Annotated in this window: 26 protein-coding genes; 15 read left to right on the top strand and 11 right to left on the bottom strand. The window is 57.6% G+C overall.

All coding sequences use genetic code 11. The features are described from left to right. The first annotated feature begins 14 nt into the window (after positions 1 to 14). The 9 genes from gmk to phoB all read left to right on the top strand — a co-directional run bounded on the left by gmk (position 15) and on the right by phoB (position 8552). Complete coding sequence (gene gmk / locus RA27_RS05200) at positions 15 to 656, top strand: guanylate kinase (protein WP_039535563.1); 642 nt, start codon at positions 15 to 17, stop codon at positions 654 to 656. Then, positions 653 to 1174: a gamma carbonic anhydrase family protein gene (locus RA27_RS05195; RefSeq protein ID WP_039535561.1), complete on the top strand. Its 522-nt coding sequence runs from the start codon at positions 653 to 655 to the stop codon at positions 1172 to 1174. The genes gmk and RA27_RS05195 overlap by 4 nt, the downstream gene beginning before the upstream one ends. Positions 1175 to 1180: 6 nt before the next feature. Continuing rightward, complete coding sequence (locus tag RA27_RS05190) at positions 1181 to 2212, top strand: ATP-binding protein (RefSeq protein WP_039535559.1); 1032 nt, start codon at positions 1181 to 1183, stop codon at positions 2210 to 2212. 181 nt (positions 2213 to 2393) lie between these two features. After that, positions 2394 to 3434 (top strand): substrate-binding domain-containing protein, encoded by a 1041-nt coding sequence (locus RA27_RS05185; protein ID WP_039535557.1) that lies wholly within the window; start codon positions 2394 to 2396, stop codon positions 3432 to 3434. 87 nt (positions 3435 to 3521) lie between these two features. Next, on the top strand, positions 3522 to 4994 hold the full coding sequence (pstC, locus tag RA27_RS05180; protein ID WP_039535555.1) for a phosphate ABC transporter permease subunit PstC: 1473 nt from the start codon (positions 3522 to 3524) through the stop codon (positions 4992 to 4994). Beyond that, positions 4991 to 6322 carry a phosphate ABC transporter permease PstA gene (gene pstA / locus RA27_RS05175; protein WP_039535553.1) on the top strand — a complete coding sequence of 444 codons (1332 nt, stop codon included), beginning with the start codon at positions 4991 to 4993 and terminating at the stop codon, positions 6320 to 6322. The genes pstC and pstA overlap by 4 nt, the downstream gene beginning before the upstream one ends. A gap of 12 nt (positions 6323 to 6334) precedes the next feature. After that, complete coding sequence (gene pstB / locus RA27_RS05170) at positions 6335 to 7132, top strand: phosphate ABC transporter ATP-binding protein PstB (RefSeq protein WP_039535551.1); 798 nt, start codon at positions 6335 to 6337, stop codon at positions 7130 to 7132. Positions 7133 to 7148: 16 nt separating this feature from the next. After that, the gene (phoU, locus tag RA27_RS05165; protein ID WP_039535549.1) at positions 7149 to 7850 is read left to right on the top strand and encodes a phosphate signaling complex protein PhoU; all 702 of its coding nucleotides are present in this window, start codon (positions 7149 to 7151) and stop codon (positions 7848 to 7850) included. Positions 7851 to 7862: 12 nt separating this feature from the next. Beyond that, on the top strand, positions 7863 to 8552 hold the full coding sequence (gene phoB, locus RA27_RS05160) for a phosphate regulon transcriptional regulator PhoB (protein WP_039535547.1): 690 nt from the start codon (positions 7863 to 7865) through the stop codon (positions 8550 to 8552). Between the two features lie 3 nt (positions 8553 to 8555). Here phoB and RA27_RS05155 read toward each other — a convergent pair whose 3' ends face one another. Beyond that, positions 8556 to 9467, bottom strand: coding sequence for a LysR substrate-binding domain-containing protein (locus RA27_RS05155; RefSeq protein ID WP_039535545.1), 912 nt, complete (start codon positions 9465 to 9467; stop codon positions 8556 to 8558). Between the two features lie 97 nt (positions 9468 to 9564). Between RA27_RS05155 and RA27_RS05150 the strand changes: the two genes are divergently transcribed. Together RA27_RS05150 and RA27_RS05145 are read left to right on the top strand one after the other, a co-directional pair. Beyond that, positions 9565 to 10794 (top strand): acyl-CoA dehydrogenase, encoded by a 1230-nt coding sequence (locus RA27_RS05150; RefSeq protein ID WP_039535543.1) that lies wholly within the window; start codon positions 9565 to 9567, stop codon positions 10792 to 10794. Between the two features lie 137 nt (positions 10795 to 10931). Next, positions 10932 to 11699: an SDR family oxidoreductase gene (locus tag RA27_RS05145; RefSeq protein WP_039535541.1), complete on the top strand. Its 768-nt coding sequence runs from the start codon at positions 10932 to 10934 to the stop codon at positions 11697 to 11699. Here RA27_RS05145 and RA27_RS05140 read toward each other — a convergent pair. The 4 genes from RA27_RS05140 to RA27_RS05125 form a co-directional block, all read right to left on the bottom strand. After that, positions 11696 to 12562, bottom strand: a complete 867-nt coding sequence (locus RA27_RS05140) for an acyl-CoA thioesterase II (RefSeq protein ID WP_039537003.1) — start codon at positions 12560 to 12562, stop codon at positions 11696 to 11698. The genes RA27_RS05145 and RA27_RS05140 overlap by 4 nt on opposite strands. A 49-nt stretch (positions 12563 to 12611) precedes the next feature. After that, positions 12612 to 13829, bottom strand: coding sequence for a serine hydrolase domain-containing protein (locus RA27_RS05135; RefSeq protein WP_039535540.1), 1218 nt, complete (start codon positions 13827 to 13829; stop codon positions 12612 to 12614). A gap of 116 nt (positions 13830 to 13945) precedes the next feature. Then, a complete protein-coding gene (locus RA27_RS05130; protein WP_039535538.1) occupies positions 13946 to 14977 on the bottom strand; it encodes a phosphotransferase in 1032 nt (343 codons plus the stop codon). Positions 14978 to 15004: 27 nt separating this feature from the next. Next, complete coding sequence (locus tag RA27_RS05125; protein ID WP_039535535.1) at positions 15005 to 15823, bottom strand: SDR family NAD(P)-dependent oxidoreductase; 819 nt, start codon at positions 15821 to 15823, stop codon at positions 15005 to 15007. 128 nt (positions 15824 to 15951) lie between these two features. Between RA27_RS05125 and RA27_RS05120 the strand changes: the two genes are divergently transcribed. From RA27_RS05120 to RA27_RS05110, 3 genes are all read left to right on the top strand, one after another. Beyond that, a complete protein-coding gene (locus RA27_RS05120) occupies positions 15952 to 16953 on the top strand; it encodes an NADPH:quinone oxidoreductase family protein (RefSeq protein ID WP_039535533.1) in 1002 nt (333 codons plus the stop codon). A 130-nt stretch (positions 16954 to 17083) separates the two neighbouring features. Next, complete coding sequence (gene aroQ / locus RA27_RS05115) at positions 17084 to 17533, top strand: type II 3-dehydroquinate dehydratase (protein WP_039535532.1); 450 nt, start codon at positions 17084 to 17086, stop codon at positions 17531 to 17533. Then, positions 17530 to 18282: an autoinducer binding domain-containing protein gene (locus tag RA27_RS05110; protein ID WP_039535531.1), complete on the top strand. Its 753-nt coding sequence runs from the start codon at positions 17530 to 17532 to the stop codon at positions 18280 to 18282. The genes aroQ and RA27_RS05110 overlap by 4 nt, the downstream gene beginning before the upstream one ends. A 373-nt stretch (positions 18283 to 18655) precedes the next feature. Here the strand turns inward: RA27_RS05110 and tsf are convergent, their stop codons facing one another. From tsf to RA27_RS05085, 5 genes are all read right to left on the bottom strand, one after another. After that, entirely contained in the window at positions 18656 to 19531 is an 876-nt protein-coding gene (gene tsf, locus RA27_RS05105; RefSeq protein ID WP_039535529.1) for a translation elongation factor Ts, read from the bottom strand. Between the two features lie 76 nt (positions 19532 to 19607). Next, the gene (gene rpsB, locus RA27_RS05100; RefSeq protein WP_039535527.1) at positions 19608 to 20411 is read right to left on the bottom strand and encodes a 30S ribosomal protein S2; all 804 of its coding nucleotides are present in this window, start codon (positions 20409 to 20411) and stop codon (positions 19608 to 19610) included. A gap of 166 nt (positions 20412 to 20577) precedes the next feature. After that, positions 20578 to 21414, bottom strand: a complete 837-nt coding sequence (locus RA27_RS05095; RefSeq protein ID WP_039535525.1) for a 1-acyl-sn-glycerol-3-phosphate acyltransferase — start codon at positions 21412 to 21414, stop codon at positions 20578 to 20580. Between the two features lie 4 nt (positions 21415 to 21418). After that, positions 21419 to 22174 (bottom strand): GNAT family N-acyltransferase, encoded by a 756-nt coding sequence (locus RA27_RS05090; protein WP_039535523.1) that lies wholly within the window; start codon positions 22172 to 22174, stop codon positions 21419 to 21421. Positions 22175 to 22280: 106 nt separating this feature from the next. Further along, positions 22281 to 22463 carry a DUF3553 domain-containing protein gene (locus tag RA27_RS05085; RefSeq protein WP_039535521.1) on the bottom strand — a complete coding sequence of 61 codons (183 nt, stop codon included), beginning with the start codon at positions 22461 to 22463 and terminating at the stop codon, positions 22281 to 22283. 42 nt (positions 22464 to 22505) lie between these two features. Here RA27_RS05085 and RA27_RS05080 point away from each other — a divergent pair, with 42 nt between their 5' ends. Then, entirely contained in the window at positions 22506 to 23102 is a 597-nt protein-coding gene (locus tag RA27_RS05080; protein WP_039536998.1) for a histidine phosphotransferase family protein, read from the top strand. On the opposite strand, the gene RA27_RS05075 is transcribed toward RA27_RS05080, so the two are convergent. Continuing rightward, positions 23099 to 24361: a glutamate-5-semialdehyde dehydrogenase gene (locus RA27_RS05075; RefSeq protein WP_039535519.1), complete on the bottom strand. Its 1263-nt coding sequence runs from the start codon at positions 24359 to 24361 to the stop codon at positions 23099 to 23101. The two genes, RA27_RS05080 and RA27_RS05075, sit on opposite strands and share 4 nt — an antisense overlap. Positions 24362 to 24378: the final 17 nt, after the last annotated feature.

Here is a 24378-nt window from a genome sequence, read left to right as displayed (position 1 = left end):
GACGGGAAAATCACATGGCGGATCGCCGAGGTCTATTAATCATTCTGTCCTCACCTTCGGGCGCAGGCAAATCCACGCTGGCCCGTCGTCTGATGCAGTGGGATGTCGGGCTGGAATTCTCAATCTCGGCCACCACCCGCGCACCGCGACCGGGTGAGGAGCATGGCCGCGAGTATTACTTTCTGTCCGAGGACGAGTTCAAACAGCAGGTAGCCGACGGGCAAATGCTGGAGCACGCGCACGTGTTCGGCAACTTCTACGGCTCCCCAGCAGGGCCAGTGCGCGAGTCCATCACGCAAGGGCGCGATGTGCTGTTCGATGTGGACTGGCAGGGTGAGGTGCAGATCCGCAACTCGGACCTTGGCAAACATGCGCTGTCGATTTTCATCCTGCCTCCGTCGATCCGGGAACTTCGCCGCAGGCTTGAGGGACGCGGACAAGACAGCGATGACGTGATCGCCAAACGGATGCTCAAAAGTTGGGACGAGATCAGCCACTGGGGCTATTACGACTACGTTCTGATCAACGATGATCTGGATGCGACCGAAGAAAAACTGAAAACCATCGTCAGCGCAGAACGAATGCGGCGCATTCAGCAACCCAGCCTGCAAAACCACATCCGTACGCTGCAAACCGAGTTCGAGGGCCTGTCATGACCATCTACGCTCTAGGCGAACACAAGCCGCAAATACACCAGGATACCTGGGTCGCCCCTGACGCCAACCTTATCGGCAAGGTGGTACTGGAGCAGGGCGCCTCGGTCTGGTTCGGCTGCACCATCCGGGCCGACCATGAGGAAATCCGCGTTGGTGCTGGCAGCAATGTGCAGGAGAACTGCGTGATGCATATCGACGCCGGCTATCCGCTGACCATCGGTAAGAATTGCACCGTGGGCCACAAAGTCATGCTGCATGGCTGCACAATCGGAGACAATTCTCTGATCGGTATGGGTGCCATCGTGCTGAACGGGGCGAGGATCGGCAGAAACTGTCTGATCGGGGCAGGGGCGCTGATCACGGAAGGCAAAGAGATACCGGATAATTCGTTGGTCATGGGATCACCCGGAAAAGTCGTGCGCCAATTGGATGAGACCGCGGCCCAAAAGCTGACGCTGAGCGCTCTGCACTATCAGGACAACATGCGAAAGTTCCGCGAAACGCTGCAGCCGGTCTAGATCAGCATGACTGACTCTCTGCTTGCTGAACTTGTCTCTGCCATTCCGATGCCCGCGCTGCTGGTTGGACAGACCGAGCGGATCATGGCCGCGAATGCCGAGGCGCGAACACTGTTGGGCCAAGCCATCGAAGGCCGGCATTTCGCTACGATCCTGCGGCAACCTCAGGTCATTGAAGTCGTGGAACAAAGCCTGCGCTCGAAAGACCCCGGCAAGGCGCGACACCTGTCGAATGACGGCGCGCAGGATACTACGTTTGAAGTGCAGTGCAGATACATCGACGGCGCCGACGCGGTTCTGGTAGTGTTTCAGGATGTCACACATCTGGAGCAGGCAGGACAGATGCGGCGCGATTTCGTGGCCAATGTCAGCCATGAGCTGCGCACACCGCTGACTGCGCTGATGGGTTTCATCGAAACTCTGCGCGGCCCGGCGCGCGACGATACCGCTGCCCGCGATCGTTTTCTGCAGATCATGGCGGATGAGGCAAACCGGATGAATCGGCTGGTGGGAGATCTGTTGTCCCTCAACCGCGTGGAAAGTGAAGAGCGTGTCAGACCAAAAGAACCTTTGGAACTGACGGGGCTGATTCAGTCGACGTTAAATACCCTTCGACCGCTGGCCGATGATGCCGGTGTAAGCCTCTCGCTGGATGCACCGCGTGAACCAATCACGATGGTCGGGGACAGCGACCAGCTGCGTCAGGTCATTACCAACCTCGTTGAAAACGCGATCAAATATGGTGGTAGCGGCGGCAAGGTCGATGTCGTTGTGCACTTGTCTGAGCGGGATACCGCAATGCGCGGGCCTGCGGTTCGGATCAAGATTATCGATCAGGGGCCCGGTATCGATGCCAAGCATCTGCCCAGACTGACCGAGCGATTCTATCGGGCCGACAGTCACCGCTCCCGTGAACTGGGCGGCACAGGGCTGGGGCTTGCAATCGTCAAGCATATCGTCAACCGCCATCGCGGTCGGTTGCGGGTGGAAAGTGAACTGGGCCAAGGTGCTGTTTTCACTGTGATCCTGCCGCACTGATATCCTGATTTTCCGAAGCGTGCCGTGGCACGGAATATCGTCAAGTTAAGATATTCTGGGAATTTCGTGAGTTGTCATCAAACTGTTACACGAGTGTCACAAAAGACTTACGCGCACGTCATAGTGCTTCGCGCAGATCATCATGGGGTGATCAAAACCCATCTCTCTCAAGGAGACCGAAATGTCCTTTGTTAAACTGTCGGCTTCTGCGCTGGCAATTGCTGCCGTCTCGGCGACCGCTGCTGCTGCGCGTGATAACGTACAGGTTGCTGGTTCGTCCACCGTTCTGCCATACGCTTCGATTGTTGCTGAGCTGTTTGGTGAAAACACCGATTTCCCCACCCCGGTTGTTGAATCGGGCGGCTCGTCCGCCGGTCTGAAGCGGTTCTGCGAAGGCGTTGGCGAAAACACAATCGACGTTGCAAACGCATCGCGCGCAATCCGCGAAAAAGAAATCAAAGCCTGCGCCGAAAACGGTGTGACCGACATCATGGAAGTGCGCATCGGCTATGACGGCATTGTGTTCGCAAGCCAGCAGTCCGGCCCCGCCTTCACCGCATTCCAGCCGGCTGACATCTATAACGCGATCGGTTCGAAAGTCGTGAAAGACGGTGCTCTGGTCGATAACAGCTACAACAGCTGGGCCGAGTTTAACGGTGATCTGCCGGACGTGGAGATCGCGATGTTCATCCCGGGTACCAAGCACGGCACCCGCGAAGTGTTCGAAGACAAGGTTCTGCTGGCTGGTTGTGAAGCAACCGGCGCCATGGAAGCCATGATCGAAGGCGGCATGAGCGAAGATGACGCCGAAGACGCATGTCTGGACGTCCGCGCCGACGGTAAGTCGGTCGACATTGACGGCGACTACACCGAAACCTTGGCGCGTATCGACACCAACCCCAACGGCATCGGCGTGTTCGGTCTGGCGTTCTACGAGAACAACACCGACAAGCTGAAAGTGGCCACAATGGGTGACGTCGCGCCGTCGACCGAGACGATCGCTTCGGGTGAATACCCTGTCTCGCGCCCGCTGTTCTTCTACGTCAAGAAAGCGCATATCGGCGTGATCCCCGGCCTGAAAGAGTACGCTCAATTCTTCACTCACGATGAAATCGCGGGTGGTTCGGGTCCGCTGGCCAACTATGGCCTGGTTGCTGATCCTGAGCTGGCAAAAACGCAGGACGCGATCGCCAACGAGGTGACCCTGGGTTCGGGCAGCTAAGCCGGATACTGGTCCAAAGATTGGGGCGGCCATCGGTGTCGCCCCTGATCATCTTCTGTATTCCCAATCAAGTCCCCTGGGGGTGTTATGCCGATAGTTTGGCTTTTCCTGATCGTCATTGCGATCTCTGCAGTGGGATACGTGCTTGGACGCTCACGTGCCTTGCACAGCGCCGGAGGCGATAGCCGGAACCTGCACTCGCTTCCAACTTTTTATGGTGCGAATGTTGCCCTGAAGGCGTTGATCCCGGCGTTTGGTCTTTTGATTGCCTGGTTGTTGTTGCAACCGCTTTATGTGAACTCTCAGGTGTCGGGTATGATCCCCGACACTGCCATCAAAGAGGGCTCTTCGCGCAGCCTTGTCATGGCCGAAGTGCGTCGCACGGCCGATGGGTTGAACAACGCGGTGTCTCAGGGGTTGCTTACCGAAATCGAAGCAGCGAACCCGAATGCCGACAATGCTGAAGTTACCCGAATTCTCAAGGAAGCGGGGCAAGTCGTCACTTCCGACATTACACAGCCGGTGTTGCTCGCCGCACAGAAGCACCGGGTTATGAACACCACCGGTTATTCGATTATGTCGGTTGTCATCATTCTTGCGGCGCTGGCAGGCACCGGCATCAGCTGGTGGCAGACACACGCAGAATACCGGGCGAGAAACGTGGTGGAGCAGGGCGTGCGCGCATTGCTTCTTGCCGCTGCTTCGATCGCGGTTCTGACGACGATCGGGATCGTGCTGTCACTGGTCTTCAACACCTGGGAGTTCTTCAAGCTTTATCCCGCTTCAGATTTCTTCTTCGGTACCACCTGGGCCCCCAGCTTCTCGGGTCGTGGAGGCGCGTCTGATCTCGGAATCATCCCCTTGCTCTGGGGCACGTTCTACATTTCGCTGGTTGCGCTTCTGGTGGCCGTCCCAATCGGCCTGTTTGCGGCGATCTACCTCAGTGAATATGCATCCCCTCGCGTACGCTCAATTGCCAAACCTCTGCTGGAGGTGCTGGCCGGTATACCGACTATCGTTTACGGTCTCTTTGCGCTGCTGACCGTGGGTCCGCTTTTGCTGGATGTGTTCGGCGACGGCGGGCTTGGCTGGATGAAGGCCGGCACCGCCGTCATGACAGCGGGTCTCGTCATGGGCATCATGCTGATCCCGTTCGTCTCATCCCTGTCGGACGACATCATCAACGCAGTACCGCAAGCCATGCGTGATGGGTCGTACGGGCTGGGCGCGACCCAATCCGAGACCATCCGGCAGGTTGTCCTGCCTGCGGCTTTGCCGGGGATCGTGGGCGCGATCCTGCTGGCCGCTTCACGCGCTATCGGTGAGACCATGATCGTGGTTCTGGGGGCAGGGGCTGCCGCGCGGCTCAGCCTCAACCCGTTCGAGGCTATGACGACCGTCACCGCAAAAATCGTCAGCCAACTGACTGGCGACGCGGATTTTGCCTCGCCCGAGGCCCTCGTGGCCTTCGCGCTTGGTATGACCCTGTTCATCCTGACGCTGGGGCTGAACATCTTCGCCCTCTACATCGTGCGCAAGTATCGGGAGCAGTACGAATGACCGACGCCAGTATGCAAAGCCCGGAAACGGGTCGCCACACGGTTTCGCTGACCGCCTCCGACGCGCGAACCAAGAAACGCGCAGCCGCCGAGAAACGCTTTCGCGCCTATGGCATCACAGCGATTGCCACGGGCCTGTTTTTTCTGATCGTGCTGTTTGCGTCGATCCTGTCGCAGGGCATCCCCGCCTTTCAGCGTACCGTCGTAAGCGTCGATTTCACGCTGACGCAACAGCAGCAGGAACAGGCCGAAGGCACTCTGTTCAAGACCAAGGCTTATTCCGATCTGTTCATTTCTGAACTGAACTCGGAACTGGCAGAACGCGGGATCAGCGTCGATTTTGACGCGGCCGCAATCGAGCGTCTTCTGGGTAAAGTCGGCGGTACGATTCGAACCTTCTATGCCGAAAACCCTGATAAGCTGGGCGAACCGATCGAGTTTGATCTGGCCGCATCCAGCCGCGTGGACGGGTACTTTAAGGGCCGTGTTTCTCGCGATACATTGCAGGACAGTCGCTTTCTGCAACTCAGCGATCTGGATCTTGTCGACGCGTTGAAAGAGGCCGGCATCATCAAGCAGGTGTTCAACTGGCCGTTCATTACCGGGGCCGACTCAGGCGTGGACAATCCCGGCGGCGCAGGCATCGGTGCCTCGGTCGTCGGCTCGTTCTTCATGATGCTGGTGGTGCTGTGCCTGTCGTTGCCTATCGGCGTCGCTGCATCGATCTATCTGGAAGAATTCGCGCCGCAGAACAGATTCACCGATCTGATTGAAGTGAACATTTCAAACCTCGCAGCAGTACCGTCGATCGTGTTCGGCATTCTGGGTCTGGCCGTGTTCATCCAGTTCATGCACCTGCCGCAATCGGCGCCTCTGGTCGGTGGTCTGGTGCTGACGCTGATGACGCTGCCGACGATCATCATCTCGACCCGCGCCTCGCTCAAGGCGGTGCCGCCGTCGATCCGCGATGCAGCGCTGGGGGTAGGGGCCTCGAAAATGCAGGCGGTGTTTCATCATGTGCTGCCGCTGGCCGCGCCCGGTATCCTGACCGGTACGATCATCGGTCTGGCGCAGGCGCTGGGTGAAACCGCGCCGCTGCTGTTGATCGGCATGGTGGGCTTTGTCGCCCGCGGCTATCCCGATGGCTTTCTGGCAGGTTTTACCGAGCCGAACTCGGCCATGCCTGCGCAGATCTATACATGGGCCGCACGCGCCGATGTAGGTTTCTATGAGAAAGCCTGGGGCGGCATCATCATCCTTTTGATGTTCCTGCTGACCATGAATATCATCGCAATCATCCTGCGCCGCCGCTTTGAACGCCGCTGGTAAGAGGGGGCTGAAATGAACGACATGACACGAGTGGAGAGAGCCGTGGACTCCAAAGACATCAAGATCAACGCCAAGCAGGTTCAGGTCTATTACGGCGATACCCACGCCATCAAGGATGTGGACGTTGAAATCGAAGACAAAACGGTCACCGCATTTATCGGCCCGTCAGGTTGCGGCAAGTCGACATTCCTGCGCTGTCTGAACAGGATGAACGATACGATCGATATTTGCCGGGTTCAGGGCGATATCCTGCTGGATGGCGAAGATATCTATGACAAGCGCGTCGATCCGGTGCAATTGCGCGCCAAGGTGGGCATGGTATTCCAAAAGCCGAACCCCTTCCCCAAGTCGATCTATGACAACGTGGCCTACGGTCCGCGCATCCATGGTCTTGCCAAGAACAAGGCGGAACTGGACGAGATCGTTGAGAAATCCCTGCGTCGCGGCGCGATCTGGGATGAGGTCAAGGACCGTCTGGATGCCCCGGGCACCGGCCTGTCGGGCGGTCAACAGCAGCGCCTGTGCATCGCACGCGCCGTTGCAACCGAGCCTGAGGTTCTATTGATGGACGAGCCCTGCTCGGCGCTGGACCCGATTGCGACGGCCCAGGTCGAGGAACTGATCGACGAGCTGCGCTCGCGCTATTCGGTGGTGATCGTGACCCACTCGATGCAGCAGGCCGCGCGGGTCAGCCAAAAGACGGCGTTTTTCCATTTAGGTAACCTGGTTGAATTTGGTGAAACCGGGCAGATCTTCACCAATCCCGAAGATCCCCGGACCGAAAGTTATATCACTGGCCGGATCGGCTGAGCACAGGACTATTGCGATGACCGAACAACATATTGCATCCGCGTTCGACCGCGACCTTGAGGCCATTCAGGCGCATATCATGAAGATGGGTGGACTGGTCGAGGCCGCCATCATGGGCGCCGCCCGATCCCTGGAAACCCGCGACGAAGAGCTTGCGAAAGAGGTGCGTCAGGGTGACAAGGCCATCGATGCCCTGGAAGAGCTTATTGACGAAGAAACCGCGCGCCTGATCGCTCTGCGCGCACCAACCGCAAGCGATTTGCGGCTGGTGTTGTCGGTTCTGAAGGTCTCGACCAACCTGGAACGGATCGGTGACTATTCCAAGAACATCGCCAAGCGCACGACCGTTCTGGTCAATGCCGGCGAAATCAACGGAAGCGCCGCCGCGCTGCGCCGGATGGCGCGCGAGGTCGAACGGATGCTGCGCGACGCGCTGGATGCTTACATCCAACGCGATGCCGAGTTGGCGGCAGACGTGATCGAACGCGATCTGGAAGTGGACCAGATGTATAACGGCCTGTTCCGCGAATTCCTGACCTTCATGGCTGAGGACCCGCGTAACATCTCATCCTGTATGCATCTGCACTTCATTGCCAAGAACATCGAGCGAATGGGCGACCACGTCACAGCGATTGCCGAGCAGGTGGTCTATCTTGTTACCGGCGAACGGCCCGCCGAGGCGCGGCCCAAAGCCGACAACACCTCGCAAACGATCTAGGAGACCTCTGTCATGTCCGCTGATCAACCGACAGTTCTGGTGGTCGAGGATGAACTGGCCCAGCGAGAGGTGCTGGCCTACAATCTGGACGCCGAAGGGTTCCGCGTAACACGTGCCGCCAATGGGGACGAAGCCTTGTTGCTGGTCGAGGAAGACCGCCCGGATATCATCGTTCTGGACTGGATGATGCCTAACCTCAGTGGCATCGAGGTCTGCCGTCGGCTGAAGACGCGGCCCGATACACGCTCGATCCCGATCATCATGCTGTCGGCCCGGTCGGAGGAGGTCGACAAGGTGCGCGGTCTGGAAACAGGCGCGGATGATTATGTGGTCAAACCTTACTCGGTGGTTGAGTTGATGGCGCGCGTTCGGACGCAACTGCGGCGGGTGCGTCCTGCAACCGTAGGCATCCGGTTGGAATTCGACGATATCATCCTGGATTCCGAGACCCACAAGGTCAGCCGTGACAACAAGCTTTTGAAACTTGGTCCGACCGAATTTCGCCTACTGAGCACTTTTATGGAGAAGCCCGGTCGGGTCTGGAGCCGCGAACAGTTGCTCGACCGCGTCTGGGGCCGTGACATCTATGTCGATACGCGTACCGTTGATGTCCATATCGGTCGCTTGCGCAAAGCCCTGACCCAGCATGGGGGCGAAGATCCGGTGCGAACGGTTCGTGGGGCAGGGTACGCATTGGGGTGATGCTCAGCGGGGCAGGGCCTCTTCTGGCTGCGCTTGCGAGGCCAGCCAGTGCCTGAACCGCCGCAGAGATTCGTCTTCGGACTTCTCGCGCGGCCAGACCAGATAGTAGGCTCCCATCGCCTCAATCGCATTGGGAAAGGCGGCGATCAGCTTGCCTGTGGCAAGGTCTTGCTCGACCAGATAGTTCGGCAACAAGGCCACACCCAGCCCGTGCAGTGCAGCCTGATTGATCGTGTTGAACTGATCGTGCACCGTGCCGGGCAGAGGGTGCGGATGCGCGACACCCATTTGTTGAAACCAATCCTGCCAGGCACGTGGGCGCGTTTGTATGTGCAGCAACGGCAGCTTGAGCAACGCGCGCGGAGATTTTGGCGCCCCTTGCGGTAGCAACTCGGGTGCGCAAACAGGCAGAACACGTTCCACGCTCAACAGCAGCCGATCGGTTCCGGGCCAATCGGGTTCCCCAAAATGCAAAGCCGCATCAAAAGGTTCCGACGCAAAGTTGAACGGTCGCAGTCGGGTTGTCATGTTGATCGTGATATCGGGATGAAGGCGCGCGAAATCAGGCAAGCGCGGCACCAGCCAACGCATTCCAAAGGTCGGTAGGATTGCCAGATTCAATGTGCCTCCGACCGGCGCGATATGCAGTTTCAACGCCGCTTGCGCGATTTGCGACAAGGCTGGTCGAATTTCCCGAACGTAGTCTTGCCCCGCCTTGGTCAACGACAGCCTCTTCCGGTCCCGGCTGACCAGTTCAGCGCCCAGATGTGCCTCGAGCGTTTGAAGTTGCCGGCTGACTGCGCTTTGCGTCAGCGCCATTTCATCGGCGACTGCGGAAGCCGAGCCAAGGCGGTCCAATGCCTCAAGGGCGCGCAGCGCTGAGATTGGGGGCAGGAGAGGGCGATTTGTACTCATCTATGCGTTTTGATCATGAAACAATGCGAATGTCTCGCTGTTTTTTGATGAAACCTCAGGTTAAGATCGCGCAAACTCATAGCAGTCGGAGAAACAAATGAACGCGCCAGATTCAAAACCCGTCCTTCGGGCGAAGGATGCGCCTGAGCTTGGAAGCTTTAACTGGGATGATCCATTCCGCCTTTCCGACCAACTGGAGGAGGATGAGCGCCTGATTGCAGACAGTGCGCGAGCTTATGCGCAGGAAAAGCTGCAGCCACGTGTTACGCAGGCGTTCCAGAGCGAAGAAACCGACCCGGAAATCTTTCGCGAAATGGGGGACATGGGTCTGCTTGGCACCACCATCCCCGAGGAGTATGGCGGCATTGGTGCAGGTTATGTGACTTATGGATTGGTCGCGCGTGAAGTCGAGCGCGTGGATTCCGGCTATCGCTCGATGATGTCGGTGCAAAGCTCGTTGGTGATGTACCCGATCTACGCCTACGGAAGCGAGGAACAGCGCCGCAAATATCTGCCGAAACTGGCCAGCGGCGAGTGGATCGGTTGTTTCGGTCTGACCGAACCGGATGCCGGATCTGACCCGGCAGCGATGAAAACCCGCGCGGAAAAGATTGATGGCGGCTACCGTTTGACGGGCAGCAAAATGTGGATTTCGAACGCGCCGATTGCGGATGTCTTTGTTGTCTGGGCCAAATCGGACGCGCATGACGGTAAGATCCGCGGATTCGTGCTGGACAAAGGCACCAAGGGTCTGAGCGCACCGAAGATTGAAAACAAGCTGAGCCTGCGAACCTCGATCACCGGCGAAATCGTCCTGGACGGTGTTGAAGTGGACGAGGGCGCCTTGCTGCCGCATGTTCAGGGCCTTAAGGGACCGTTCGGCTGTCTGAATCGCGCACGTTTCGGTATCAGTTGGGGTGCCATGGGCGCTGCGGAATGCTGCTGGCACGCGGCGCGCCAATACGGTTTGGACCGCAAGCAGTTCAATCGCCCGTTGGCACAGACCCAACTGTTTCAGCGTAAACTGGCTGAGATGCAGACCGAAATATCTTTGGGCCTGCAAGCCAGCCTGCGCGTCGGGAGGCTAATGGATCAGGCCGAGGCCGCGCCCGAGATGATCTCGATCATCAAGCGTAACAACTGCGGCAAGGCATTGGACATTGCCAGAATGGCTCGCGACATGCACGGTGGCAACGGGATCTCGCTTGAGTTCCAGGTGGTGCGCCACATGATTAATCTGGAAACCGTCAATACCTATGAGGGGACACACGACGTCCACGCATTGATCCTGGGGCGGGCGCAAACCGGGCTTCAGGCGTTTTATTAAAGCGTGATCAAAATATCGCATAATCGGTATTATGTAAATATTATACCTGGCAAAGCACCGTCACTAAATGCGCGTTGGCTGTGGTTTGCCAAGATGTTACGCTGTGTTTGCGATGTAGATGTACTACGGACAGTGCTATGCACCTGAGCAGAAAGACCGTCGTTATTACCGGTGCCGCGAATGGTATCGGCTATGGTCTTGCCGAGAGATTCTCAAAAGAAGGTGCGCGTGTGGTCTGTGCCGATATCGATCTTAGCGGAGCGCAAGCCGCTGCAGATCAGATTGGTGGTCACGCGCTCAAATGCGATGTTTCCAGAGAAAGCGATATCCGCGCGCTGATCGAAACGACCGAGGACACCGTTGGACCGATCGATTTGTTCTGCGCGAATGCGGGTGTTTTAACGCTGGGTGGCCTAGACGTGCCGGACGCGCAATGGGAACATATCTGGAAAATCAACGTCATGTCCCATGTCTGGACCGCGCGGCATCTGATTCCGCGAATGGTTGCACGCGGTGGCGGTTATTTGATGATCACGGCATCCGCTGCCGGATTACTCAATCAACCCGGTGCGGCACCATATGGTGTGACCAAACACGCAGCCGTTGGTTTCGCAGAATGGGTCGCGCTAACATATCGCGATCAGGGCATCCGGGTTTCAGTGTTGTGTCCTCAAGCCGTTCGATCAGAGATGACACGCGGGCTCGAAAACTCGGTTGCCGCCATCGACGGTATGCTTGAACCCGATGATGTCGCTCAGACCTGTGTCGACGCGTTGACCGAAGAGCGTTTTCTGATCCTGCCGCACCCACAGGTGCTTGATTACATGCGCCTGAAATCTGCGGATTACGACCACTGGATAGGCGGCATGAGCAATCTAAATCAAAGGTTTAAGGGAAATACCTAACGCTTGATACGCCGTCTTAACAGGCCCTCTTGTGCGACAGATGCGATAAGCCTGCCGTCTTGCGAGTAGATCGATCCGCGATTGAAACTACGCCCCTGCCCCGTCCATGGCGCCTCCATTGAATAGAGATGCCAGTTCTGAAACTGGACGGGCGCGTGAAACCAAAGGGCATGATCCAGGCTGGCGCCGTCGATTTCACCCGTGAACCAACTCAGCCCATGCGGTCGCATACCCGAGCTGAGCAGGCTCATATCTGAGGCGTAAGCCAAGAGAAGATGTTGAGTAATCGTATCCGCATGGTTCGCCGCACCCATGCGAAACCACAGGTGGTTCCTATCGTCTGCCTTGGACGGCGCGAACAGGTCCAGCGGATCAATCTCGCGCACTTCAATCGGACGCTCGCGCAATAACTCAGATTTCAGCCCTTCCGGAACGCGCTCAAGATACTTTTGCCGCAGCTCGTCGCGCGACGGGTGGCGCTCAGGGGCATCGACGTCCGGAATGGAGTGCTGATGGTCCCATCCGTCATCCTCTTTGTGGAACGAGGCAGACATGTTCAGGATTTGCTTACCATGTTGGATCGCGACGACGCGACGGGTTGTGAACGAACCTCCATCCCGCGCGCGATCCACTTGATATATAACGGGAATTGACGGATCGCCGGGGCGGATAAAATAGGCGTGCAGGGAATGGCACAGTCGGTCCTCGACCGTTCTGTAAGCTGCGGCAAGCGCCTGAGCGATCACCTGCCCACCGAAGATACGCGTTGGTGTTTCTCCGCCAGAACCGGTTCCTCGAAACAGGTCGACCTCAAGCGGTTCGATATTCAGCAGATCAAGCAATATGCGTTCGGCTTCGGTCATCCAACGTTCTCCGGCTCTTGAGGCTTTCCCGGTATCATCCGGTTGCGGATCATTCAACGAGCGCGGCATGGACGAGTGCCTTCAGTTCCGCGCGCGACGGGTAGGAACTGGATGGCGACAGCTGGGTAAAGAACACGGTAGACAGCTGATTGACCTGATCAATCCAGAAATAGGTTGAGGCCATGCCACCCCAGCCGAAATCGCCAACTGATCCAGGGCACCGGACCCGCGCCGGGTTCAGGGTCACTGCTCCTCCGATGCCGAAACCTGTGCCCTCCATGGGCTGTTCGGCAAAACTCTGTGGTCCCATCGAGGCGATATCGCCCGGTAAATGATTGTGAAACATGAATTCTACCGTTTTCGGACCCAGCAGCCGAGCGCCATTCCCAGTCCCTTTGCTGTGTAGCATCTCGGCGAACGTGCTGTAGTCGTCGATGGTACTGATCAACCCGCCACCGCCGGAAAAGGTGGTTGCACACTCGAACGGCGAATGTCCGGCGCTATCCACCAAACGAAGTGTATCGCCCCCCGTCTTCGCCGCGTTCAGCGCCATCGCATCGCCTTCGAGCGGGGTATAAAGCGATGCAAACCGCTCCCCTGCCCCCGATGGCACGGAAAATGCGGTTTCATTCATATCGAGAGGTCGAAAAACGTGCTCGGCAAAAAACGCGGCCAGCGACATACCTGCTACGACTTCGATCACGCGGCCGATCACGTCAATACCGACCGAGTATTCCCAACGCGCGCCGGGTTGAAATGCCAGCGGTAGCTGCGCCAACAGTTCGACCCGATCGGCCAGTGAACCCTGTTGAGGGGAAAAGATCAGGTCGTGCTCGTCCATGGCCCTGGGCAGCACGCCGGGATTGAACGGGTAGCTCAGACCGCTGGTATGCGTCAGCAACTGATGCAGGCTTGGTGGCGGTGCATCCTCGGTCTGGTCAAGGCGGGTTGCACCCGGAATCAGTGCTTGCATGGATGCAAATTCTGGCAGGAAATCGGAAACCGGGGCATCGAGATGAAACAGCCCCTGTTCCACCAGCATCATCAGCGCGACTGACGTGACGGGCTTGGTCATCGAATAAATCCGAACCAGGCTGTCGCGCTGAAATGGCAAATCGTTTTCGACGCAACGGCGCCCGCAGGCGTGAAAGAAGGCTTCCTGCCCGTTTTGACGGATCAGAAGTGCGCTGCCGGCGTATTTCCTTTGATCCACATATCGGTTCATCCAATTGCGGATATGGGTCTGCGCAGTCGGGTCTAATCCCATTGACGGTGCTCCGTATTAATTGCGTGATCTTGCCTCTCTGAAGCGCACGATAAAAGCCAGAACTGCGGGATTTTGCCGGATTTGCTGAAAATGACAAAAGGCCTGTAGTTTTCCCCTTACTCCTTGAGAAGCGCAGACAGGCCGTGTTGGGCGAAGACCGGAACATAGGCGCCAAACGCCTGCGCCCGCTTTGGGTCAGACGCATTCCCATCGAGCGCGCGTTTATAAACCCCCTGCAGAATACCGGCCATCCGGAAGAAGTTGAAGGCAAGGTAGAAGCCGAAATTTTCAATCCCCGTAAGGCCACGGCGCACGCAATAGTCGGCAATGAACGCTTGATCAGACGGCAGCCCCAGACTTGCCCGATCCACCCCGGCAAGACCGCGGCCTTCTTTGCCCGGAGGTAATTGCCATTGCATGATAACGGCAGCAAGGTCCGCATAGGGGTGACCGATGGTCGACAGTTCCCAATCCAAAACCCCGATGCAAGCGGTGCCATTGGGCTCGAACATCAGGTTATCTATGCGGTAATCCCCATGGACCAGTGTCCTCTGGTTATCATCCTCAGGAATCTGTTGCTCCAGCGCGCCGATCAACTGATCCATTTCAGCGATCTTATCGGTCTCGGAGGCACGGTACTGCTTGGTCCAGCGGGCAATCTGTCTTTCGAAGTAATTTCCCGGTGGCCCGTAATCCGAAAGGCCCGCTGCATCAATATCGACCATGTGCAAATCGGCCAATACACGGTTCATCTCATCCAGCACGCCCGCTCGTGTGGCGTTGTCTTCACCCTTCATGACAGGATCGACAAATATGCGCCCCTGCAGATGTTCCATCACATAAAAGGCGGACCCTATCACGCTGTCATCTTCGCAAAGCAGAAACATCCGTGGTACCGGCACGTTGCTGTCGGCGAGCGCCCCTTGTACGCGAAACTCGCGATCCACCGCATGGGCGGACTTCAACAGATTTCCGGGAGGCTTGCGCCTAAGAACAAAAGTCTGTGCGGGCGTGCGCAGCAGATAGGTGGGATTGGACTGGCCCACAGCGAACTTCGTCGCCTCGAGCGGGCCTTCATACCCAACTAGATGCGCTTTAAGATATCTATCTACTGCACTGATATCCAATGTGTTACTTTCTTTCTTCATCTGGGCCACCTTTGCATCGCATGGCAGCTAGAGAGCATCGGCGAAAATATTGCCACCCGTTTGTACGTTGATGCCGCCGGAGACCGGTAAAACCGCCCCGGTGATATAGCTGCCTCCCCGGCCACACAGGAACAGCAGACAGCCAGCGATGTCCTCGGCCTGGCCCACCCGACCCAGCGGAACCCCCTTGCCCACGCGTTCGCGCTTGGTTTCGTCCTCGGTCGCGAAGGCTGTCATGCGCGAGACAAACGGTCCCGGAGCCAGGGCATTTACCGTGACGCGATAGGGTGCCAGTTCCTTGGCCATAATTTTGGACAGGTGAATTACCGCCGCTTTCGACGCGGAATAGCTGTAAGCCCCGTCGCCCATAGGCACCTCCCCCATGACGGAACCTACGTTGACCACACGCGCAGGGTCCTCGGGGGTTGCGGATTTCATCAGAATTGGCAGCAACTTCTGGGTCAGGTCGAAAATACCAGCGACGTTGACTGACATGACCTTGTCCCACGCTGAATAGGGAAACTGCCCCATCGGCGCACCCCAGGTGACACCGGCATTATTCATTAATATTTCAAGAGATTGCGTTCGGTTTTTTACCTCGTCGACTAACGCATCAATCCCCGCCTCACAGCTGATATCTCCGGCAAAACCCTCAGCAGAACCCGGTGCATCCAGGGCGTTCAGTTCTGCGGCGACCGCCTCGCAAGCGTCACCCTTGCGCGAGGCAATCAGGACATGCGCCCCGGCCCGAACCATCGCCTCGGCTGCCATCCGGCCAATGCCAGTGGCTCCGCCGGTCACCAGCGCAGTCTTGCCGCAGAGTGAAAATAGTGCTTCGGGCGTCATGTGGTCTCCTTCCGGGCAATCGGGGCCGTCCGCCTGTCGTTACGGAAGCCGTGGGGTCGTCTTCTTGACAACCCACGTTTGTAATCCAACGATTTCAAAGCAGGCGAAGCAAGGGATAAGAGGAACACATGCAGGCATTACTCAGCGTCAAACCGGGCGGTCCCGAGACTTTGGAACTGACCACCCTGCCCGATCCGGTGCCTGAGGCGGGCGAAATCGTGGTGCGAGTACGTGCCGCCGGGGTGAACTTTCCCGATACTCTGATGATCCGGGACCTGTACCAGATAAAGCCGCCCCGGCCTTTCGCCCCCGGCGGCGAAATCGCGGGCGAGGTACTTTCGGTTGGCGCAGGCGTCGCAGACTACACCCCCGGAGATCGGGTTCTGGCGCTGACGGGGCATGGGGGGTTCGCGACGCAGTTGGCTCTGAAGTCAGAGATCGCGGTCAAAATCCCGGATGCAATGCCGTTCGAAGAGGCGGCTTGTTTCATCTTCACCTATGGCACCTCTTACTACGCTCTCAAGGACCGCGCGCAGCTGCAGCCGGGCGAGACGTTGCTGGTGCTCGGCGCGGCAGGAGGCGTCGGGTCTGCGGCCATCGAACTGGCCAAAGCCATGGGGGCACGCGTGATCGCTGCGGTGTCATCTAAGGATAAGGCCCGGTTTTGCAAAGAGATCGGCGCGGATGACACACTGATCTATCCACCCGAACTGGACCGGGAAGCGCAAAAAGCTCTTTCTGCTGAGATCAAGTCGCGAGCCGGGGCTGACGGCGTCGATGTGATATATGATGCGGTTGGCGGAGACTACGCTGAGCCCGCTCTACGCAGTATGGCCTGGGGCGGGCGCTATCTGGTCGTTGGCTTTCCTGCCGGTATTCCCAGTATCCCATTGAATCTGACTTTACTTAAGGGCTGCCAGATCGTCGGTGTGTTTTGGGGCGCATCGGTTCTGTGTGATCCGAAAGGACATGCCCGAAATATGACGGACTTGTTCCGACTGTATGACGCAGGAAAAATCACACCGCGTATCAGCGCGCAGCTTCCACTGGCACGCGCGTCAGACGCGTTAGGTATGCTGGATCGACGTGAAGCTCTCGGTAAAGTTGTGGTCACAATGGAAGATGTGTGAATAGCGTTACATTCTCAACCGGATTCTCCGGTCAATATGCGACAAGTAAGCTCTACCCATAAGAGCGAAGGTCGCTGGACGACCCAGGTTTTCGGGTTTAAGAAAAAAGGAAAATGGGGGCAGTTTGAAGATGCACAATATCCTGGTTCTGAATGGCCCGAACCTGAATCTGCTTGGAACACGGCAACCCGAGGTCTACGGCGCTACGACGCTGAAGATGATCGAAGACTTGTGCATCTCGCATGGCAAAACTCAGGGTCAGAAGGTGACCCATCTCCAATCAAACCACGAGGGCGCGTTGATTGATGCGATCCACGCTGCCCGCGGTGTGCAGGATGGTATCGTCCTGAACGCAGGCGGATACACGCACACCTCGGTCGCGCTGATGGATGCGATTTCATCAGCCGAAGTGCCGGTGGTCGAGGTTCATCTGTCCAACATTCACGCGCGTGAGGTGTTTCGACACAAATCCTATATCGCCCCAGTCGCTATTGGCCAGATCTGCGGTTTTGGTGCGCAAAGCTATGTTCTGGCGTTGAACGCCCTCGCCGCCCATCTGGCTGAGAGGGGCACTGAATGAACCTCAAGGAGTATCTGAATTTTCTGAGCTACACGAAAACTCTGGAAGAGCTTTGGGATGCACATTGCCGCCAGATGGAGAAGTTCGGATTTGATCGGCTGCTCTATGGGTACACGCAGTATCGGACAGCGACGTCATTGGGTGATCCCGAAGATTTCGTGATCCTGACCAACCACTGCCGAGATTACCTGGATGGTTTTGTTCAGTCCGGCCTGTATTTTCATGCGCCCATGGTGAACTGGGCCTTGAACAACGAAGGCGCTGCAAGCTGGAGTATGATCCATGAGATGATGTCCAGCGGTGTTATGTCGCCCGAGGAACGCAGAGTATTCGAGTTCAATAAATCGCGCGGCATTACAGTAGGTTATACGGTCAGCTTCAACTCTGTCTCGATGCGTTACAAAGGGGCGATCTCGCTTGCGGCTCGCGGTCACAGTCAGAAAGAAATAAACAAGGTCTGGGAAAAACACGGCGAAGATATCTTGCTGATGAACAACGTCGCCCATCTGAAAATCCTGACCTTGCCGTATCATGCCCCCAACCGCGCCCTGACAAAACGCCAGCGCGAAGCCCTGCAATGGGTGGGCGACGGAAAGACGACACAAGACATTGCGTTGTTGATGGGATTGACTTCGGCGACCGTGGAAAAGCACCTCCGGCTGGCGCGCGAGGCGCTTTCGGTTGAAACCACTGCTCAGGCTGTCCTCAAAGCCGCCTTGCAGAATCAGATGTTTGTAATGGAAGCATGACCCGTATTTGATGCTAAGTTGCGTCAAATTGACCTAGGGTAAGGAATACATGACTTTCCGAATCTCACTTTAAAATTGCAAATTGGCATAGTTCCGTGAGTGGTGGCTTTAGCCAGGGAACGTTTTGGTCGGATCTTTGCAATACCAAGGCTCTCTGATCGCTCTGGCTCTGAGGCGTCTATTCGTCCACGTCTCTTTGTCGGAATTTTTGGGGGGCCCTTCCATCCCCATCATGCAGGGCCCCTCAATCCCCATCTTTTCGAACACTACAGGTTACCGGGCTTTGAATGGCGCTTGGGCACGAAAAAACCCGGCTGCAACGCAACCGGGTCTCTTGTCGTTTACAGCCCCTCAGCGCGGCTGCATTTGATCCTTAGCCTTGAGCTGCTTTGGCAACTTCGGCAGCGAAGTCTTCTTTTTCGACCACGATGCCTTCACCGACTTCCATGCGGACAAAGCCGGTGATGGTTGCGCCCGCTTCCTTGGCCGCCGCTTCTACGGTCAGGTCAGGATTTACAACGAAGTCCTGGTTCAGCAGGGTCGACTCGGCGACGAATTTCTTCATACGACCGACGATCATCTTTTCGATCACCTGCTCCGGCTTACCGGATTCGCGGGCGATGTCCATCTGGACCTGCTTCTCTTTCTCGACAACTTCCGGGTCCATATCCGCCTCGGACAGGGCCGCCGGGTTCACAGCCGCAATGTGCATTGCAACCTGCTTGCCGAAGGCTTCATCGCCGCCGGACAGAGCGACCAGAACACCGATTTTGCCCATGCCGTGCGTCGCGGCGTTGTGGACATAGGACACAACAGTGTCGCCCGACAGTTTCGACATGCGGCGCACCGACATGTTTTCGCCGATAGTGGCGATCTTGTCGGTCAGGGTGTCCGCAACCGATTTGCCGCCCAGATCCGCTGCCAGCAGAGCTTCGACGTCGTCGACGCCTTCTGCCGCGTAGGTGATCTTGCCGACCATTTCCTGGAACTCAGCGTTCTTCGCAACGAAGTCGGTTTCCGAGTTCACTTCGACTGCAACACCGTTGCCGCCGTTTACGTGAACGGCCACCAGGCCTTCTGCTGCGGTACGGCCGGATTTCTTGGCCGCTTTGGCCAGACCTTTGGTGCGCAGCCAATCAACGGCTTCGTCCATGTTGCCGTCGGTTTCGGTCAGCGCTTTTTTTGCGTCCATCATGCCTGCGCCGGTCGAGTCGCGCAGTTCTTTAACCATTGCTGCTGTGATTGCCATCTTTTGGCTCTCCTCAATTCAAACGGAATTGGGGCAGGTCTACCCTGCCCCACATGTCATTTACGTGACGGGCAGCTTACGCTTCGGCTTTCGCTTCCGGCGCGGCTTCTTCTTCAGCCGGAGCTTCTTCCGCTACGGCTTCCTCAGCCGGAGCTTCTTCGAACGCGCCGATGTCAACGCCCGCTGCGCCCATCTGCGCGGTCATACCGTCCAGAGCGGCACGTGCGGCCAGATCACAGTACAGTGCGATTGCGCGGGCTGCGTCGTCGTTGCCGGGGATGATGTAGTCAACACCATCGGGCGAGCAGTTGGTGTCGACGACAGCCACAACCGGGATACCCAGTTTGTTAGCTTCGGCGATCGCCAGCGCTTCTTTTTTGACGTCGATGACGAACAGCAGATCAGGAACGCCGCCCATCTCGCGGATACCGCCCAGCGAAGCCTGCAGTTTGCTCTGGTCACGTTCCATGCCCAGACGCTCTTTCTTGGTCAGGCCCTCGGCGCCCGATTCCATCGCTTCGTCGATCTGGTTCAGACGGTTGATCGACTGGGAAACGGTTTTCCAGTTGGTCAGCGTGCCGCCCAGCCAACGGTGGTTCATGTAATATTGAGCCGACTTCTCAGCGGCGTCCGCGATCGGCTGAGCAGCCTGACGCTTGGTGCCAACGAACAGAACGCGGCCACCTTTTGCGACGGTGTCACGAACGGCCTGCAGAGCTTGATCCAGCATCGGAACGGTCTGGGTCAGGTCCATGATGTGGATGCCATTGCGCGAGCCGTAGATGAACGGGCCCATGCGGGGGTTCCAACGCTGTGTCTGGTGACCAAAGTGAACGCCAGCTTCCAGCAGCTGACGCATGGTGAACTCGGGAAGAGCCATGCTATTTTCCTTTTCCGGTTTACGCCTCGGCGGGGGTGAAAGAAGCGGATGCTCCAACCGGCGGGCCTGATAAGGATGTCTCCCCTAAAAAGCCCAAACCCCGCCTGCGGGTTTGAATGGCGCGCGTATACGGCAGGTTTTGAGGCAACGCAAGGGTCAATCGCCCTTATTTTTCAAGCCTTGCCAACTCGTGCGCTTGCCGTACCGCCTGTTCGCAGTGGGCAGCAAGCGCCTTGCGATTTTCAAAGTCACTGACTTTGGCTGGCAAATGATAAATCACCTCAACCCAACCCTGTTTGCGTGCGCCAAGGGTCTTCAGCAGATGAGGACCGAAATCCATATCCCCCCACCAGCCGTAAAACCGATCAGGTTGCCCTTCAGGCGCATGGAAGATTGCCGAAACCGGCTGGATATACATAAAGTCCCGCAATTCATCTGTGAAGAACGCAGCGAAAAGCGTTGTTTTAAATGGCAAAACACGAAGGCCATCGGTCGACGTCCCTTCGGGGAAGAACAACAGCTTATGCCCGGCTTTCAGACGATCCTCAAATACTCTGGTTTGCTCGCGGGCTTTCTTGGGGTTGCGCTCAATGAAAACAGTACCCGTGGCCCGCGCAAGCCAGCCAATGCCCGGCCACTTCGCCACCTCGGCCTTCGAGACGAAATAAACACGTTTGCGGGCGTTGAGGGCGAAGATATCCAGCCATGAGGTGTGATTGGCGACCACGGCCCCGCGCTCCTGCATCAACACGCCCGAACTGCGAAACCCTATCCCGAGAATTCTGAACGCGTTGCGGCACACAAACTGCGCGATGAACGGCGTTATCGGGCGCTGCATACCGAATAACGGGCGTTCGAACAGGCGTATTGCAAGCAGAATGATCAGCCCGCCAAAGACCAGAATGGCTAACGGGACGCCGCGCAGTAGCACCAGCACCCAACCGAGAAATCCGAGCTCGATCGGGTCGGGCGCCTCATCACTTTGCCAGGAGGGGTCGCTCACCGGGTCATGCTCCGCTGTAGATGCGCCGCTGACGCTCGTTCATGCGGGCGGTGTCAAGGATTAGACACACGTCGGTGGTGTTGAAGGCATGATCGATGAATGCCCCCTCGCCCACGAACCCGCCCAAACGAAGGTAAGCCTTGATCAGCGACGGCACCTGAACCATGGCTGCGCGCCGATCCAACTCATCGGATGGCAAGAGATTCATGGATTGAAAAACATCCGGCTGCGCCTGCACCCGCAGATCCGGCGGCGCAAGATGATTGTGATGCAGCATCGACAGCGGTTGTGCCAGTTTCTGCACATCGTTGCCGTGGAAACTCGCCACGCCGAACAGCACTTCGATATCGCGTTCGGCAACATAGGCTGCCAACCCGTTCCAAAGATGATACATCGCGGTGCCGCCCCGATAATCCGGATGCAGGCACGAGCGCCCAAGCTCCAAAAGCTTGCGGCCGCTTTGCTTAAGGACCGTCAGGTCGTATTCGTCTTCGGAATAGAACTGCCCCAGTTCGGCAGCCCGCCCACCAGGGAGCAGCCTGTAGACACCCACGACCTCTCCCGTAGAATCGTCACGCGCCAGCATGTGGTCGAAAAATGGATCGAACCGGTCTTTCTCGAGCCCGGCCTCATGATCGACCATCTCGCCGCCACCGCCCAACTCACGCACAAAGACGTCATATCGCAGACGTTGCGCGGCAAGAAGCTCGGCCTCGGTCTCGGCAAGTTTGATCGTGAATGAGGGGCCTTTGTCTGGCATCAGAAGGGTGGTCCATCTTTTCTGTTGCGCGCTGATAACGCGTTTGCCCGGAGAAAGGCAACAAGCGTGGGTTTCGGCAGAGTTGTTAACCTTTCCTAAACCAGTTTCACAGATCAAAGACCGGCATCAGGGCTATGCGTGTTCCGTCGATTACCACTTTCCCCTGCTCGCGAAAGTTAACGGTGATCTTGCCTCCGATATTGGACTGCACTTGTCCAACACCCCAATCGGGGAAATCGGGGTGGCGGACATACATGCCCGGTGCAAGAATGGCATTCAGATCTGTCATAATGGGCTCCGGGTCCTGCGGCAGATGCAGCAGGAGGTACGCATGGGCGCTTCGGACGTCAACCTGGCCGAGTTGATCGGCTCTCGGATCTGTCACGATCTGATCAGCCCGATCGGGGCAATCACCAACGGGCTTGAGCTGTTGGAGATGGTTGGCGCGGTGCAAGGCCCGGAAATGGAGTTGATCTCCGGCAGCGTCGGCAGCGCCGGGGCACGGATACGGTTCTTTCGCGTCGCCTTTGGATCAGCCAGCGATCAGCCCTTGGGACGCGCTGAGGTGGTCGAACTTCTCAGGGATGTGGAGCGCGCTGGTCGGCTCAAGATCAATTGGAACCTGGCCGAACCGGTGCCTCGAAATCAGGTGAAGCTCGCGTTTCTTGCCCTAATGTGCTGCGAAAGCGCGATGCCGTTTGGCGGCGAGGTCGACATAACGGTTCAGGGCACTGGGTGGACCGTGACGGGCATGGCCGACAAGCTGAACCTCGACTCCGGCCTGTGGAAAGGCGTTACGACAGGGCGTTTTGCCAACAAGCTGAGCCCCGCGCAGGTTCAGTTCGCCTTGTTGCCCGACACGGCATCGACGATGGGACGCCGGATCACGGCAGAGACGACCGCGACCCAGGTGAAATTGCGGTTCTAGTCCCGCGTCGTTCCGTCCCCACGCACCAGATATTTGAAGCTGGTCAGCTGTGCTGCCCCAACCGGACCGCGCGCATGCATCTTGCCTGTGGCGATACCGATCTCGGCGCCCATGCCGAACTCGCCACCATCGGCAAATTGGGTCGAGGCATTGTGCATCAGAATCGCGCTGTCGAGACGTTCAAAGAATTGTGCCGCCGCTGCATCATCCTCGGTCATGATGCAATCTGTATGGCTGGAGCCATAGGTGTTGATATGGTCGATCGCCGCATCAATGTCATCGACCGGCTTGGCGGCGATGATGCTGTCCAGAAACTCCTTGCCCCAATCCTCATCAATGGCCGGGGTTGTACTGTCATTGGCCAGGATACCTTGCGCATGAACCTCTACACCCGCCGCCTGAAGCCCCGCTATGAGGTCTCGGCCCAACGTTGCGGCCACATCCTGATGCACCAACAGACACTCAGCGGCACCACAGATACCGGTGCGCCGGGTCTTAGCGTTCAACACCACCTCCAGCGTCTTCCGAGGGTCTGCAGCTTTGTCGACATAGATGTGAACAATGCCCTCGAGATGGGCGAATACCGGCACTCGGGCCTCGCGCTGCACCAGCCCCACCAGACCTTTGCCGCCCCGCGGCACGATGACGTCGACATAGTCTGTCATCGTCAAAAGTTCCTGCACCGCTGCGCGGTCACGTGTCGGGATAAGTTGAATGGCATCCTCGGGCAGGTTTGCCGCCTTAAGGCCCTGGACGAGGCAGGCGTGAATGGCTGTTGAAGAATGAAAACTCTCGGACCCGCCGCGCAGGATCACGGCGTTGCCAGATTTCAGGCACAAAGCCCCGGCGTCGGCTGTCACGTTCGGACGGCTTTCATAGATCACACCGATCACACCTAAGGGTGTGCGAACGCGCTGAATATTGAGGCCTGTGGGCATGTCCCACTCGGCGATAACCTCACCCACAGGATCGGCCTGATCGGCAACTGTTCGCAAGCCGTCAACCATGCTCTGAACGCGGTCCTCATCCAGCATCAGGCGGTCCATCATGGCTGGGCTAAGCCCCTTCTCGCGCCCGAACTCCAGATCATTCTTGTTGGCCTCGATGATGTCAGCGCGATTGTTCCAAACAGCGTCTGCAGCAGCGATCAAAGCCGCGTGTTTACGCTCAGCGCTGGCAAATGCCAGTTCGCGCGCGGCCGTTTTGGCGCGTTTGCCAAGATCTTCCATCAGGCTGGGAATGCTATCGAAATCTTTCATCTCATATGCCTTTCAGG

Origin of the sequence: Ruegeria sp. ANG-R, assembly GCF_000813985.1 — a bacterium.
Classification (GTDB): Bacteria; Pseudomonadota; Alphaproteobacteria; order Rhodobacterales; family Rhodobacteraceae; genus Ruegeria.
This window is presented reverse-complemented; position numbering and strand designations above follow the sequence as displayed.

What these genes read in the sequence shown, in the direction of transcription:
- pstA (WP_039535553.1), top strand. Translation starts at nt 4,991, where the DNA reads ATGACCGACGCCAGTATGCAAAGCCCGGAAACGGGTCGCCACACGGTT.
- pstB (WP_039535551.1), top strand. Translation starts at nt 6,335, where the DNA reads ATGAACGACATGACACGAGTGGAGAGAGCCGTGGACTCCAAAGACATC.
- tsf (WP_039535529.1), bottom strand. Translation starts at nt 19,531, where the DNA reads ATGGCAATCACAGCAGCAATGGTTAAAGAACTGCGCGACTCGACCGGC.
- RA27_RS05195 (WP_039535561.1), top strand. Translation starts at nt 653, where the DNA reads ATGACCATCTACGCTCTAGGCGAACACAAGCCGCAAATACACCAGGAT.
- RA27_RS05110 (WP_039535531.1), top strand. Translation starts at nt 17,530, where the DNA reads ATGAACCTCAAGGAGTATCTGAATTTTCTGAGCTACACGAAAACTCTG.
- RA27_RS05080 (WP_039536998.1), top strand. Translation starts at nt 22,506, where the DNA reads ATGGGCGCTTCGGACGTCAACCTGGCCGAGTTGATCGGCTCTCGGATC.
- phoB (WP_039535547.1), top strand. Translation starts at nt 7,863, where the DNA reads ATGTCCGCTGATCAACCGACAGTTCTGGTGGTCGAGGATGAACTGGCC.
- pstC (WP_039535555.1), top strand. Translation starts at nt 3,522, where the DNA reads ATGCCGATAGTTTGGCTTTTCCTGATCGTCATTGCGATCTCTGCAGTG.
- RA27_RS05140 (WP_039537003.1), bottom strand. Translation starts at nt 12,562, where the DNA reads ATGACCGAAGCCGAACGCATATTGCTTGATCTGCTGAATATCGAACCG.
- RA27_RS05090 (WP_039535523.1), bottom strand. Translation starts at nt 22,174, where the DNA reads ATGCCAGACAAAGGCCCCTCATTCACGATCAAACTTGCCGAGACCGAG.
- phoU (WP_039535549.1), top strand. Translation starts at nt 7,149, where the DNA reads ATGACCGAACAACATATTGCATCCGCGTTCGACCGCGACCTTGAGGCC.
- aroQ (WP_039535532.1), top strand. Translation starts at nt 17,084, where the DNA reads ATGCACAATATCCTGGTTCTGAATGGCCCGAACCTGAATCTGCTTGGA.
- rpsB (WP_039535527.1), bottom strand. Translation starts at nt 20,411, where the DNA reads ATGGCTCTTCCCGAGTTCACCATGCGTCAGCTGCTGGAAGCTGGCGTT.
- RA27_RS05120 (WP_039535533.1), top strand. Translation starts at nt 15,952, where the DNA reads ATGCAGGCATTACTCAGCGTCAAACCGGGCGGTCCCGAGACTTTGGAA.
- RA27_RS05145 (WP_039535541.1), top strand. Translation starts at nt 10,932, where the DNA reads ATGCACCTGAGCAGAAAGACCGTCGTTATTACCGGTGCCGCGAATGGT.
- RA27_RS05135 (WP_039535540.1), bottom strand. Translation starts at nt 13,829, where the DNA reads ATGGGATTAGACCCGACTGCGCAGACCCATATCCGCAATTGGATGAAC.
- RA27_RS05150 (WP_039535543.1), top strand. Translation starts at nt 9,565, where the DNA reads ATGAACGCGCCAGATTCAAAACCCGTCCTTCGGGCGAAGGATGCGCCT.
- RA27_RS05125 (WP_039535535.1), bottom strand. Translation starts at nt 15,823, where the DNA reads ATGACGCCCGAAGCACTATTTTCACTCTGCGGCAAGACTGCGCTGGTG.
- RA27_RS05185 (WP_039535557.1), top strand. Translation starts at nt 2,394, where the DNA reads ATGTCCTTTGTTAAACTGTCGGCTTCTGCGCTGGCAATTGCTGCCGTC.
- RA27_RS05190 (WP_039535559.1), top strand. Translation starts at nt 1,181, where the DNA reads ATGACTGACTCTCTGCTTGCTGAACTTGTCTCTGCCATTCCGATGCCC.
- gmk (WP_039535563.1), top strand. Translation starts at nt 15, where the DNA reads ATGGCGGATCGCCGAGGTCTATTAATCATTCTGTCCTCACCTTCGGGC.
- RA27_RS05075 (WP_039535519.1), bottom strand. Translation starts at nt 24,361, where the DNA reads ATGAAAGATTTCGATAGCATTCCCAGCCTGATGGAAGATCTTGGCAAA.
- RA27_RS05155 (WP_039535545.1), bottom strand. Translation starts at nt 9,467, where the DNA reads ATGAGTACAAATCGCCCTCTCCTGCCCCCAATCTCAGCGCTGCGCGCC.
- RA27_RS05085 (WP_039535521.1), bottom strand. Translation starts at nt 22,463, where the DNA reads ATGACAGATCTGAATGCCATTCTTGCACCGGGCATGTATGTCCGCCAC.
- RA27_RS05130 (WP_039535538.1), bottom strand. Translation starts at nt 14,977, where the DNA reads ATGAAGAAAGAAAGTAACACATTGGATATCAGTGCAGTAGATAGATAT.